14 protein-coding genes are annotated in these 12,174 nt (G+C 40.3%); 7 read left to right on the top strand and 7 right to left on the bottom strand.

What is annotated here, in order from left to right; genetic code table 11:
* Window positions 1-144 precede the first annotated feature (144 nt).
* The 4 genes from MHB66_RS17850 to MHB66_RS17835 all read left to right on the top strand — a co-directional run bounded on the left by MHB66_RS17850 (window position 145) and on the right by MHB66_RS17835 (window position 3,037).
* Window positions 145-1,032, top strand: coding sequence for a LysR family transcriptional regulator (locus tag MHB66_RS17850; RefSeq protein ID WP_039182411.1), 888 nt, complete (start codon window positions 145-147; stop codon window positions 1,030-1,032).
* Window positions 1,033-1,049: 17 nt separating this feature from the next.
* Window positions 1,050-1,874, top strand: a complete 825-nt coding sequence (thiM, locus tag MHB66_RS17845; protein WP_046312815.1) for a hydroxyethylthiazole kinase — start codon at window positions 1,050-1,052, stop codon at window positions 1,872-1,874.
* Window positions 1,861-2,529, top strand: coding sequence for a thiamine phosphate synthase (gene thiE / locus MHB66_RS17840; protein ID WP_046312817.1), 669 nt, complete (start codon window positions 1,861-1,863; stop codon window positions 2,527-2,529). Before thiM ends, thiE begins: the two co-directional genes overlap by 14 nt.
* Window positions 2,530-2,662: 133 nt before the next feature.
* Complete coding sequence (locus MHB66_RS17835) at window positions 2,663-3,037, top strand: nuclear transport factor 2 family protein (protein ID WP_034281317.1); 375 nt, start codon at window positions 2,663-2,665, stop codon at window positions 3,035-3,037.
* A gap of 24 nt (window positions 3,038-3,061) precedes the next feature.
* Here MHB66_RS17835 and MHB66_RS17830 read toward each other — a convergent pair whose 3' ends face one another.
* From MHB66_RS17830 to MHB66_RS17820, 3 genes are all read right to left on the bottom strand, one after another.
* Window positions 3,062-3,400 (bottom strand): DUF4288 domain-containing protein, encoded by a 339-nt coding sequence (locus MHB66_RS17830; RefSeq protein WP_046312819.1) that lies wholly within the window; start codon window positions 3,398-3,400, stop codon window positions 3,062-3,064.
* A 319-nt stretch (window positions 3,401-3,719) separates the two neighbouring features.
* Complete coding sequence (locus tag MHB66_RS17825; protein ID WP_046312821.1) at window positions 3,720-5,261, bottom strand: cation acetate symporter; 1,542 nt, start codon at window positions 5,259-5,261, stop codon at window positions 3,720-3,722.
* Window positions 5,258-5,572, bottom strand: a complete 315-nt coding sequence (locus tag MHB66_RS17820) for a DUF485 domain-containing protein (protein WP_034281315.1) — start codon at window positions 5,570-5,572, stop codon at window positions 5,258-5,260. Before MHB66_RS17820 ends, MHB66_RS17825 begins: the two co-directional genes overlap by 4 nt.
* 315 nt (window positions 5,573-5,887) lie before the next feature.
* On the opposite strand from MHB66_RS17820, the gene MHB66_RS17815 reads away from it, so the two are divergent.
* Window positions 5,888-6,151 (top strand): SEC-C metal-binding domain-containing protein, encoded by a 264-nt coding sequence (locus MHB66_RS17815; RefSeq protein ID WP_052712405.1) that lies wholly within the window; start codon window positions 5,888-5,890, stop codon window positions 6,149-6,151.
* A 609-nt stretch (window positions 6,152-6,760) separates the two neighbouring features.
* On the opposite strand, the gene MHB66_RS17810 is transcribed toward MHB66_RS17815, so the two are convergent.
* Window positions 6,761-7,339, bottom strand: coding sequence for a hypothetical protein (locus tag MHB66_RS17810; protein WP_131631247.1), 579 nt, complete (start codon window positions 7,337-7,339; stop codon window positions 6,761-6,763).
* Between the two features lie 1,102 nt (window positions 7,340-8,441).
* On the opposite strand from MHB66_RS17810, the gene MHB66_RS17805 reads away from it, so the two are divergent.
* Both MHB66_RS17805 and MHB66_RS17800 read left to right on the top strand, forming a co-directional pair.
* Window positions 8,442-9,569, top strand: a complete 1,128-nt coding sequence (locus MHB66_RS17805; protein WP_034281312.1) for a Rap family tetratricopeptide repeat protein — start codon at window positions 8,442-8,444, stop codon at window positions 9,567-9,569.
* Window positions 9,559-9,843: a hypothetical protein gene (locus tag MHB66_RS17800; RefSeq protein WP_041115399.1), complete on the top strand. Its 285-nt coding sequence runs from the start codon at window positions 9,559-9,561 to the stop codon at window positions 9,841-9,843. Before MHB66_RS17805 ends, MHB66_RS17800 begins: the two co-directional genes overlap by 11 nt.
* A 251-nt stretch (window positions 9,844-10,094) precedes the next feature.
* On the opposite strand, the gene MHB66_RS17795 is transcribed toward MHB66_RS17800, so the two are convergent.
* The 3 genes from MHB66_RS17795 to MHB66_RS17785 form a co-directional block, all read right to left on the bottom strand.
* Window positions 10,095-10,763, bottom strand: a complete 669-nt coding sequence (locus MHB66_RS17795; RefSeq protein ID WP_046312824.1) for a glycosyltransferase family protein — start codon at window positions 10,761-10,763, stop codon at window positions 10,095-10,097.
* On the bottom strand, window positions 10,756-11,445 hold the full coding sequence (locus MHB66_RS17790) for a class I SAM-dependent methyltransferase (protein WP_046312826.1): 690 nt from the start codon (window positions 11,443-11,445) through the stop codon (window positions 10,756-10,758). Before MHB66_RS17790 ends, MHB66_RS17795 begins: the two co-directional genes overlap by 8 nt.
* Before the next feature lie 302 nt (window positions 11,446-11,747).
* Window positions 11,748-11,888 carry an anti-repressor SinI family protein gene (locus MHB66_RS17785; RefSeq protein ID WP_008345506.1) on the bottom strand — a complete coding sequence of 47 codons (141 nt, stop codon included), beginning with the start codon at window positions 11,886-11,888 and terminating at the stop codon, window positions 11,748-11,750.
* Window positions 11,889-12,174 lie beyond the last annotated feature (286 nt).

Raw genomic sequence — 12,174 nt, 5'->3', positions numbered from 1 at the left:
ATATAAATTGTTCAGTGTTTCACAAAAACATGACAACGTTCCAATTGATGAGCTTACTTTAAAGTGTACAGCACGTTCAGTTATAGGTAAAATACATATATCGAATAGTAATTATTCCTTTTGTCTATAGGAAGGATGAAGCATGTGGACATCAGACATTTAACATATTTCTTAGAAGTGGCAAGATTAAAGAGCTTCACGAAAGCATCGCAGTCTCTTTACGTATCGCAGCCGACCATTTCTAAGATGGTCAAAAACCTGGAGGATGAGCTGGGGGTGCAGTTGTTTTACCGGAATGGCCGGCAGGTTGAAATGACAGATGCTGGCCAAACCATGTATACACAGGCGAGTGAAATTACACAGTCATTTCAGAATTTAACGAGCGAATTAAATGATTTAATGAATGTGAAAAAAGGGCATATTCGAATCGGACTGCCGCCGATGATTGGGTCAAGTTTCTTCCCGAATGTCATGGGGGAATTCCGCCAGCAATATCCAGATGTCACATTTCAATTAGTTGAGCACGGCTCCATTAAAGTAGAGGAAGGGGTCGAGGATGGGTCGCTTGATATTGGTGTCATTGTTCTGCCTGCAAATGATAAAATTTTTCATACGTACACCATTATTAAAGAGAACATGAAGCTCGTGACGCATCCATCCCATCCGATGGCTGGTCGTGAGGAAGTACATTTAGCTGATTTAAGGGAAGAGTCTTTTATTTTCTTTAGAGAAGATTTTGTTCTACACAGCCGGATTTTGAATGAATGTATGAATGCGGGATTTCGGCCAAATGTCATTTATGAAACGTCTCAGTGGGATTTCATTAGTGAAATGGTAGCTGAAAACTTAGGGATTGGACTTCTGCCAGAACGAATCTGCCGTGATCTTGATCCTGAAAAGGTAAAGGTCATTTCCCTAAACCCGTCGATTCCGTGGCATTTAGGTGTCATTTGGCGAAAGGACCGCTATTTGTCGTTTGCGGCAAGAGAATGGTTAAAGCATACGAAATCCTACGTGTGGGATGCAGAGTAAAAGGGAGGACGATACGGATGAAAACAAGCTGCGCGTCTCATTTATTGGAGAAGGTTCGAGAAAAAAATCCACTCGTTCATAATATCACCAATCAAGTTGTGACGAATTTTACAGCGAATGGACTGCTTGCTTTAGGTGCTTCGCCGGTCATGGCAAACGCCAAAGAAGAAGTGGCTGAAATGGCGCAATTAGCGGATGCACTAGTGCTGAATATTGGCACATTGACTAAGGAAACGGTTGAAGCCATGATTCTCGCTGGACAAGCCGCCAATGAAAAAGGTGTACCTGTTTTGTTAGATCCTGTCGGCGTTGGTGCAACAACGTTTCGAACGAATGCTGCTCAACAGCTGTTAGAGAAAGTGAAAATCACCGTTGTCAGAGGAAATGCTGCTGAAGTGGCTCATTTACTTGGAGTGGATGGCTGGGAGTCAAAAGGCGTTGATGCGAAAGCAGCGAATGGAGATGTATCGGCATTAGCCAAACAAGCGTCCATTGCACTTCAGACAATAGTGGTAATCACAGGAAAAGTCGATGTGGTGTCAGATGGAGATGAGGTGCTGTCCATTCGTAATGGACATGAATGGCTCACGAAGGTGACGGGAACTGGCTGTTTGCTGACGTCTGTCATCGGAGCATTTTGTGCAGCGGGTGAACAGCCGCTTCATGCGTCGGCAGCCGCATTGCTGTTTTATGGTGTCGCCGCTGAAAGGGCAGCTCTGCACGCAAAGGATAAAGGACCTGGAACCTTTCAAATGGAATTGTTAAACGCACTTTCGCACACAACCGGCGATGATGTGCTGACACTAGGGAAAATAGGGGGAGTTTCACATGACAAAGGCTGATCAACAGCAAATCAAACAGCAATTATCGGTTTATTTTATTTTGGGCACAGCGAATACAACGAGGCAGCCGCTTGATGTTGTGAAAGAGGCCATTCAAGGCGGAATCACCATGTTTCAATTTCGTGAAAAGGGTGAAAAAGCTTTGCAGAGTGATGAGAAGAAACAATTGGCTCGTCAAATCCAAGCGCTTTGCCAAGAAGCAAATGTTCCCTTTATTGTGAATGATGATGTACAGCTAGCGATTGATCTTGATGCAGATGGCGTTCATGTTGGACAGGAAGACACAAATGCAAAAGACGTCAGAGAAAGGATCGGGAATAAAATATTAGGCGTATCGACGCATAACCTAGATGAAGTAAAACAAGCCATGAAGGACGGAGCAGATTATGTCGGTATGGGCCCAGTCTATCCAACGGAAACGAAAAAGGATACACGCAGTGTCCAGGGGGTGTCTTTGATCACTGAAGTCCGCCGTCATGGCCTTCAGATTCCAATTGTAGGTATCGGAGGGATCACATACGATAACGCAGCACCAGTGATACAAGCTGGGGCAGACGGTATAAGCATCATTAGTGCTATTAGCCAGAGCACCGATCCAAAAAAAGCAGCAGAAGAGCTGAAATCACTTGTTGCAGCAGAAAAAGCATCTCTTTAATCTGAAGGAGACATGGATTAAATCAATTCATGTCTTTTCTTATGCCGGGTAAATTAGACAGGAGCTATACAATTGTGTACAATCATATAGTTCGATTATTTTCGAAATGACAGGTAAATAAAGGAGAATGAACATGGAAGTGCTCGATACGTATTTTCGCCGATACGATGAAGCAGGAAAAGGGCAGGAGCAGATGGATGAATTGCTGGCATTGTTTTCTGACGATGTCATGATTGTCTTAAATGGCGCCCAAAAGCCTGGGATCCAAGCGTTCACACAATTTTTGAATACATTTTTCCACGTACATGATGACATTAAGCATATGTGGGATGGGTGGAATAAAAGAGAAGATGGAAAGTATGAAACAAACTGGGCCGTTTGCGGAAAGCTTTCAGATGGCCGTGTCTATACAGCAGAAGGAATTGATATCGCAGAGCTGGACGACCAAGGGAAGATCGTTTATTTAGAAAACGTTCCGAAAAACCCAGAGTTATTCCAGCGCTATTAAAAAGCCGGCTGAGCAGCCGGCTTTTTATTTATCTAGAGAATATGCCTCAATGGCTTCTTGAACAGATGTTTCTTTATCAAAAATAAGGTGGCGGCTGTACACTTCACTCAAGTGCAGTGATTCTTGCTCTAAGTGATCTACAAGCTCAAAGATATCTAGGATGGCTGCTAAACTTATGTTAGTTTGTCCACCTTCTGCATTATCATAGGTTTCTTCTGGGAAGCCTTGTTTGATTATTTCCTTCACTTGACGTTGGTTTTTAGCTTTTACTAAGACAATTCGTTCTTCAAAGATTTTATCAGGTATACTGCTTGGTGATGAGATAGATTCGAATAATAATTTTGCAGAATAAATCCTTTGCATATGTCATCCCACTTCTTTCGTGTCGTTTTAAATAATTTCCAGTATGTGTATAACATGATAACATAGGAATGACATCTTGCAGAGAATACATCACTATAAATAGATTCATTACGGGGAGGAATAGGAATGAAGAGTGTGGTTGATAACAGAGGGGAAGTTCATGAAATTCTGTTAATCCTCATTACATGCTGCTCTCTAATCACGTTTAGAAGGGTTGCCAGATTAGAGAAGTATAAAAATAAGTTAAAAAGCCAATTTATACCTTACTGAGATTGAATAGAAGAACACAAGAAAAGCCGGCTGAGCAGCCGGCTTTTCCTTATGAATCAGTATCCATATGCATGCCTGTATGTGCCTTTACTTGAATTTCCGTAAAGGTGTCTTCATCTGCCTTTTCAGACGAGAATATCGTGCCTAAGTAAGCGGCAAGAAATCCGAGTGGAATCGAGATAATCCCAGGGTTCGACAGCGGGATGAGCGGCTCTCCTGTGAAGATGGCTGCTCCTGACGGGTCCCAGACGCTTGGGCTGAGCGAGACGATGACCAGTGCGCTCAGAAGGCCTGTTAAGCTTCCTGCGATGGCACCTGTAGAGTTAAATCGTTTCCAAAAAACAGTGAAGATAATCAAAGGTAAATTCGCACTTGCTGCCACTGCGAAGGCAAGAGACACAAGAAAAGCGACGTTTAAGGACTGGGCAAATAATGCAAGAATGATAGAGAGGATCGCCACGCCGATGGAAGCAAAGCGTGCCGCCTTCACCTGCTCCCGTTCACTCGCTTTTCCTTTGCGGATAATCTGACTATAAAAATCATGCGCAAAGGCAGACGCGGCGGATAGGACGAGACCCGTTACCACCGCCAAAATAGTCGCAAAGGCAATAGCGGAAACAAAGGCAAATAACAAATCTCCTCCAAGAGCTTGAGCGAGCAGTGGAGCGGCCATATTTCCTGCTGCATCTGCTGCCGTGATCGCTTCTGTTCCCACAAAGGCAGCCGCACCGAAGCCAAGGAAAACCGTCATTAAATAAAAAATCCCGATGATCCAAGTAGCTGAAAGAACCGATTTTCGCGCAGAAATCGCATCCTTTACTGTATAAAAACGGATCAAAATATGTGGCAAACCGGCTGTCCCAAGCACTAAGGCGAGGTTAAGAGACAAGGTTTCTAAAGGCACATCATATTTATTTCCCGGGTGAAGAAATGCCCCACCGAGCGGGGTCGCTGTTTTCATCTGTTCAAACATCTTCAGCAGACTAAAATCAAACTTTGCAAACACAAGCAGAGAAATAATTAACGTCCCAAGCATGAGAAGCACAGCCTTTGTGATCTGTACCCAGCTGGTCGCAATCATGCCGCCAAACACGACATAAATGGTCATCAGGACACCCACGATCAGTACCGCAATCCAGTAATCAATGCCAAGAAGCAGTTTGATTAATGCACCTGCCCCAACAAGCTGTGCAATCATATAAAAAGTAGAGACTGTAATGGTATTAAAGGCGGCAACCCCTCGAATGGCAGGGCGCTTAAATCGTGCAGCGATCATATCGGCCATCGTATATTTCCCTAGATTTCGAAGCGGTTCAGCCACAACGTAAAGAACGACAAGGTACGCTACTAGAAAACCAATGCTATAGAAAAAGCCGTCAAACCCGTTTAACGCGATCATGCCAGCAATCCCTAAAAATGATGCAGCAGACATATAGTCTCCAGCAATGGCAAGGCCGTTTTGAAACCCAGTCAGACCTCCGCCTGCTGTGTAAAAATCACTCGCATTGCTTGTTTTTTTCGCAGCAAAATATGTGATGACCAATGTGAGTCCTACGATCGCTACGAACAAAATAAAAGCGGTCATGCTCATTCGTCATCACCTCTTGATTCATTTTTTAAAGCGCTTACATAATTGTCGAACTTAGCTGCTTTTTTCGCATAAAGTCCACATAAAACCCAGGTCATGACAAATTGTGTGAGGGCGAATAACCAAGCCCATGAGATCGCGCCAATTGCCGGCGTGTTCAAAAAGGTGAAGTAGGATGTAGCAACCGGAAGTGAAAAGTAAAAGAGAAAAAAGAAAATCGTCATCGGTACGATAAATCTGCGTTTTTCCTCAAGAAGTTTTCGAAAATCCTCTGAAGCGGCAACCTTCTTATAATGAACTTTTTTGTCTGCCATTGTTTCCTCCTTTGTACGAATTAGGGACAAGGTACTCCAATGCATATGAGACGATCTGGCTGTTTATGACAGTATATCATAAAAAAGGCACCCGAAAAGGGTGCTGAGCCTGATCAAAACATGACTTTATCTTGAGGTATTGTGTTAAGTCGAGAAGGGGCAAAAATTCTATTAGACGAAATAGCATCTTTGGAAGAGTGAAATCTAGAAAGGTGACTGACCGTCTTGTAGATGCAAGACGGCATTTTTTGGTAATATATGATAAAATTGTTTAGGTAATTAATGGGTTGACCCTGTTGTTGTAGGGGGAAGGCAATGGTTAAGACAATATCAAGAAATGACCTGTGTTTCTGTGGTAGCGGGAAGAAATATAAAAAGTGTCATAGTGACATTCATCCTGAATCAAGAGCTGCTCGGCTTATCCAGACATACAGAAAGTACGAACGAAAAATAGAAGATTATCAAAAATCAACAGGTAATATTCCTCCATGTCAAAAGGGGTGTTATAACTGCTGCTATGAGGACTTTTCTATAACTGAAATTGAGTTTGAATTTATTATGCGTGAGTTGAAGACTTGAAGCAAAGATCGAGTAGAAAAAATATATGATACTGTTTTAGATCAGTGTGAAACAATTAAAAATGAACGACCTGACACCTGGAGAAAATTTAGAGGTATATGTCTCGAAAGACGTTGGCACAATACTTGTTGAACAATTGAAATAGCTTTATAAAAAGGGTGTTTTGAAGTCGAGGATCAAGGAGAAAATCGTATTATGGAATATAAATTAGTGCCGGTACACGCCGATTGAACAGGGCGCGTGCTGAAAACTTAATTGAAACATACAAGGATGGTATGTTAGATAAAGATGATAAAAATTCATTCCAGAGAGGTTTTCAACTGTGCCTTATAGATTTCGGATATAAAATAATGGAAAAGTGGAATTCAACACAAGAAGCCGTAAATGGCTTCTTTTTTTATGTAAAAAGGGTTGTTTTACGAGGAGAAGAATGAGAGGGCTTACCGATCGTCTGCACGCTGCAACACTTTCTATACGCTTACCACTATTAATGCAGAACCAAAATATTTTCAGGAATTTCAAAAATTTTGTGTTGAAGTCTTATATTAAAAGTAAGCAGGCTCTTACTGGAGCCTGCTTTTTTTATTTATTGTTGCTTAACAGTAATTTTTAAGGTATTTTTACAGTATATGCTAAGTCGACAAACATAATATTTACGCCTACATCAACTTTCTTATATTTGTTTTTAACTGCCCATGCAACCGCACCAGAAGTTCCAGCAGTAATAGCCGCGGCGGCTCCGGCACCCCATGGTCCAGCAGCAGCAATTTTGCTTGTGTACCAACCGATATATCCGGCTGCAAATCCACCTGCTACTATGGCGTTCATGCTTCTAACTTTCGGTCCTAATTTGAGGTGTAGACCTACAAAACCATAAGCCTGCATGTCACCTTTTTTCTCATTCTCTTCAAAGCTAAATTCTTCTGATTTCATAGAAGTCATTAGTTGACTGTCGTGTTCTGAAATTCCCATTTCCATAAGGGTTTCTTTATCAGCTGTAAAATGAGTATTTCCATCCTTATCTAATTCGAAGTAATTAGATAGTTTCTCTGCTAATTCCAATTGTTTTTTATCTACACTGACTGGAGGGGTCTCATTATTACCTTGACTGGCATGACTAATCATTGGAGAAGAGAAACCAAATGTAATAGTAAGCACACATAACATTACTAGAAATTTTTTAAACATACGTACCACTCCTATTTGTTTTTTGGGGTAACGCATACATGATATTTCCTTCTATTGGGGTGGAATACTTAGAGGTTAAGGAGAGTAATAAAATGTATTTATTCTTATTCACTTTGATTTATTGTGTAATCACACACATTTTTAATTTGTCCTATGAGTTTTCTTTTGGGGTGTATTTTATAGGTCTAGGTTTGATCAAAGGACTTTCCAGCGGGGAAATTAAAGACATCTTTAATTTCAAAAAGACAAGGGACGTGTTCAAAGAAAACAGATTTATAGATTCTTTGATGGAATTGTTTTCTTTGATAATAGTGTTTATTAATGCATACATAATTGATTATGAACCATTCTCTCCCTTTGAGTTTGTTTATACTTTTTTCTTGATTGTAATTCTATACAGATTCCTATTTTGGGGAATCATAAGAGAGTCAAAAAAATGGTTGCATAATGAGGCATAGGAGTCATGGACTTATAAGAATCACTCACTTTCTTTGATATATTTTCATGCTACCATCTATTTCTTGATAATTGGTAATGTGATGGAAAGTTTCTTTTTGGGTTGCGGTGACCGCAATATAGGTTCTTTTATTTGGGAGGAGAATTTATGATGACTGTAATACCAGTATTGATGATGTTAATTGGTGCCTCTTATTTTGCTGTTTATATGATAAAACGTAAGAATAATAAAGAAAAAGAGATGGGTTAAAAAGTTGTTTTTGCCGTTGTTTTCTTTTTACTGAGTGTCCCATTCATCAATATGGTCATCACTGGATAATAAAGAACAGGCTAAAGAGCCTGTTTTTTTGTTTCTTAAAAAACATAGCGCCTATTTCAAACCACCAAGAGCGTTCATATTCGTTTCTAAGCACCTTTATTTATGCTCGGGTATTTCCATAGTGTGATGCTTCAAGAACGCTTATATGGGATTTAAATGCGTTAACTGCTGCGATAGCATTTAAAGATTGATATGTCTTGTGTCCTACTTGCTTACAAAGTGTTTGCGTCATGCCGAAAACTTTACATATGAATGGAAAAATAGGATTTTATTAGGAATTATTGTGCTAACATTTATTAAAAATTGGTTTTCTAGGGGGGATTGTAGATGGCGTCTATACCGTCTCCAGTTGTAGCGATCAAGATAAATGAATGGTATAAGCATATAAAAAGATTCAATGTTAAAGAGGCCCAGATGCTAAGGGAAGAGATTAGAAAAGATATAGATGTCATGGAAGAAGATGAACAGGCGGTTCTTTATTTTCAGCTGATGGAGTTCCGTCACCAATTGATGACAGACTATGTGCAGCCTTCTAAAGAACCACTTGAAAAATCTGATTACTTGAAAGCTGTAGAAGGACAAGGAAAGAAGATGTCAGCCATTCTTGAATACTATTTTAATTTTTTTCAAGGAATGTATGAATTCAAAAATGGTGAGTTTATTAGAGCTATTGTGTTCTATAAGCGCGCGGAAAAGCGCCTGGAGCAAGTAGGGGATGAGTTAGAAAGAGCGGAATTTTACTACAAATTATCAGAAGTGTTTTATCACATGAAACAGACACACGTGTCTATGTATTACGTTGGTCTTTCTTATGATACCTATAAGGCACATAAGAGCAATTCACTTTATATGATTCGAGAAATTAATTGTCTAACTGTTATGGCAGGTAATTTCATTGATTTTGAATGCAGAGAAAAGGCGCTTCCTCATTTATTGTCAGCTTTAGAAAGATCTAAGGCAATTTCTAATAAGCCAATGATTGTGAAGTCATTATTTAATATTGGTTGTTGTTATAAAGGATTAGGTGATTTTAATAGGGCACTAGCTTATTTTAATCAGGTTATTCTTGAAGGAGAGCCTATCCATGCTACAGAGTTGCTTTTGGTTTATTATGAATTATCGTTATTTCATTTGAGTCAAAAGGAATTTATTGAGGGAGAAAGATTTTTCAAAAGAGGCTTGGAAGAAGCGAAGAATAGAAAAAATGATCTGTTTTTATCGTTGCTGATGGTATTGGAAAATTTATTTTTAAAAACAGCAAACCTAAGTGAGGTCTTGAGCTCGTTGGAAAAATTAGAGAACGAGAGGGGTTATCCATACATAGAAGACCTAGCGCTCGAAGCGGCTCGGTACTATAATGAGAATGGGCGTATGGATGAATCTGTAAAAATGTACGAAAAAGTGATGTACGCCCGAAAACAAATCCAAAGGGGCGACTGTTCATATGAATTTTAAAACGGTTCTTACTGGTTTTTTGAGTGCTTCAGCATTGCTAGGTGTGATCTCATTATCATCTGTCGATTTTGATGTGAATTCAAGAAATGCTACTTCTCCAGAATCAACTGATCTGACAGTAAGAAATGCTACAGGCAGTAGCGTTACTACTCAAGATTTCCCTCTTATAACTTTATCTCAACATGATAACGATTTTGCTGTGAGGAATGGAACCCGTTCTAGTGTAAATCCGGATATTCGTTTTGGAACACGTGATTCTAGATTATCTACTTGATGAATCAAACAGATCTTTAGGGTCTGTCAGGCTGTCGAGAAAATCTCGACAGCTTTATTTTCTCGGAAAGGTTATCGGTTCTACAAATCAGATCCGAAAGCATGTGCTCCGTGTCCTTTTCTTGAAAGCTGCACAAGATCTTAAAAGCACCAAAAGACCCATTCTCACCTAACATCATGACGTGGAAAATAAAAAAGAATGTAGAAAAACATGAGTTTCTCTACATTCTGGGCACCCGAAAAGGGTGCTTTCTATCGATAATTTGCAAGAAATGTTTGTCTCGCTTTTTCATACGCTTCCGCATCAAAATGATCTCCGCATTTATGAATGCACCAAGGCTCTTCTTGCCTCACAATCCCAACCTCATAGCCCTTCTGAGTGAATTCAAAGGACTGCGAAACATCATAAAAATGAAAGCCATCAAAGAGATCCTCACGCCACTTCACATCATACTGCGTCGCCATGAAAAGACCATCAATGGCCGCAGCTTTGATATAATCTTGCGCTTCGGGCTGCTGACGGCCTCTTTCAAACGAAAGCAGCTGATAGGTGTCGTGACGATATTCAATGACTTTTCCCCTGCAATCAGAACTCTCCCACCAAATTCCATTGTCAGGCACGCATTCTGCTCCAATCACGCCAACCATGCCAAGTGATGGATTTTGTAAAAAAAGCGGGATGAGCTCAAGCAGCATATGCTGTTTGACAATCAAGGTATCCTGATGAAGATAAATTTTAAACTGAGCTGGATGAGTGATGGCTTCATTGTATGCAGAGGTCATACTTGATGCCTGTCTGATGGGTAAGACCTCCACATGGTATCCATGAGGGGCCGGAAGTGAAGCGAGCTGCCGGAAGCAAGCTTGAAACATCGATTCATCATTCACACATAAAACAAACAGAATCGTCGGATTACTCATGAAATGGAACCGCCTCGACCACATATTGATAGGCTGTAGCTGCCTCGTGGAAATCAGAACGAATGCCGTGTTTCATGAGTAATTCATGTAGATCATTCAACACGCTTGCATAGGAAGGATGCTGTACGCGAATGGCCTCGAATTCGCGAATGCGAAAACCCGCTGAATGAAAGAGTGCATGTATTTCGTGAAGGGTGAAGAAACGTAAATGTGTTTGATCCATTAACCCTGCATCTGTATAAGTAAATCTGCCGGCTAGTAATTCTAAAACCGTTGAAATGTGGCCGATATTTGGAATAGATGACAGGATGGCACCCTCTTTTTTAAGGAAGGGTTTCACCTTTTTTAAAACGGCCCAAGGGTCCAATAAATGCTCGAGGACGTCTCCGAAAATCATGCAGTCAAATTGTTCATGTTGATAAGGGAGAGCCAGCTGTTCAATATTTCCGCAGAGAACATGATCCAGCTCTTGCTTAGCCTCTTTTGCTGCATCTTCAAATGACTCAATGCCATAAATGGTCCGGCCCTTTTGTTTCAGGACTTTTCCAAGCTTGCCTGTGCCGCATCCGATATCCAACAAAGACGTCCATTCCGCGCGGATACGGCTGACGATGACAGGGTTTACCCCATGATAATACTGATCCTTTTTTTGGTGATAATACGAAAGGGAATCTGAACTCACGCTCTACCCACCTTTCTGCTTTCTCGTTGTTTTCATGCTTAATATATGGGTGGACAGCTTGGTTTTATAACGAGAGAAGGACAATTTTCATGAATGGCGGCTAAAAAGGGATCATATAAAGAACAGGAAACGGACTGTCCTCCTAATATAGAAAGACAGAACCCCATTGAGTGGAAGGGATTGGTATGGAGAGGTGTTCAATTATTGTAGCGTATCGTCATGAAAGGATTTTCAAAAGGTCAATTGACAGGTCAGAACTTATAGCCAAAGCAGTCTGAAAGACAAAGGATAACGGCGTTGATTTACGGTTTGTTTATCATCTTCTGATCACCGTTGGATGTTAAAAAAGCTTGTATTTCTTCGATGCCTAGTCCAATTTTTTTCGCTTCCTGAATCAAATAAACCCACTCTTCGTCAACTCTTCTTTTCACTTGCGTATCCATAATATCCTCCAGTTCAATAAGACATATTCACTGCAACCAATGACTTGAACAAACCGTCTAGTAACTGTACGTGTGGTTGAAAACAGCGCAAAATAAATTTTGTCGAAAAATGATGACATTTAACCTATTTTGTAAAATCTATCACTACCACGTCCCTAAAAAAATGACTAAAAAACCCATAAATATTGAAATCTTACTTCTAATAATAAACAATTGTAAAGTCAGTTGAAAGATTATAAATTAAAATAATGATAAAGACCTAAAACATTTGACTCATATAAACCGA

The organism is Bacillus sp. FSL L8-0167 (assembly GCF_038630295.1).
Classification (GTDB): domain Bacteria; phylum Bacillota; class Bacilli; order Bacillales; family Bacillaceae; genus Bacillus; species Bacillus safensis.
This window is presented reverse-complemented; position numbering and strand designations above follow the sequence as displayed.

Bases quoted from the DNA above. Each gene is read 5' to 3' on its own strand.
- thiM (WP_046312815.1), top strand. From the start codon at position 1,050: ATGAAAACAAGCTGCGCGTCTCATTTATTGGAGAAGGTTCGAGAAAAA.
- thiE (WP_046312817.1), top strand. From the start codon at position 1,861: ATGACAAAGGCTGATCAACAGCAAATCAAACAGCAATTATCGGTTTAT.
- MHB66_RS17835 (WP_034281317.1), top strand. From the start codon at position 2,663: ATGGAAGTGCTCGATACGTATTTTCGCCGATACGATGAAGCAGGAAAA.
- MHB66_RS17830 (WP_046312819.1), bottom strand. From the start codon at position 3,400: ATGCAAAGGATTTATTCTGCAAAATTATTATTCGAATCTATCTCATCA.
- MHB66_RS17825 (WP_046312821.1), bottom strand. From the start codon at position 5,261: ATGAGCATGACCGCTTTTATTTTGTTCGTAGCGATCGTAGGACTCACA.
- MHB66_RS17820 (WP_034281315.1), bottom strand. From the start codon at position 5,572: ATGGCAGACAAAAAAGTTCATTATAAGAAGGTTGCCGCTTCAGAGGAT.
- MHB66_RS17815 (WP_052712405.1), top strand. From the start codon at position 5,888: ATGGTTAAGACAATATCAAGAAATGACCTGTGTTTCTGTGGTAGCGGG.
- MHB66_RS17810 (WP_131631247.1), bottom strand. From the start codon at position 7,339: ATGTTTAAAAAATTTCTAGTAATGTTATGTGTGCTTACTATTACATTT.
- MHB66_RS17805 (WP_034281312.1), top strand. From the start codon at position 8,442: ATGGCGTCTATACCGTCTCCAGTTGTAGCGATCAAGATAAATGAATGG.
- MHB66_RS17800 (WP_041115399.1), top strand. From the start codon at position 9,559: ATGAATTTTAAAACGGTTCTTACTGGTTTTTTGAGTGCTTCAGCATTG.
- MHB66_RS17795 (WP_046312824.1), bottom strand. From the start codon at position 10,763: ATGAGTAATCCGACGATTCTGTTTGTTTTATGTGTGAATGATGAATCG.
- MHB66_RS17785 (WP_008345506.1), bottom strand. From the start codon at position 11,888: ATGGATACGCAAGTGAAAAGAAGAGTTGACGAAGAGTGGGTTTATTTG.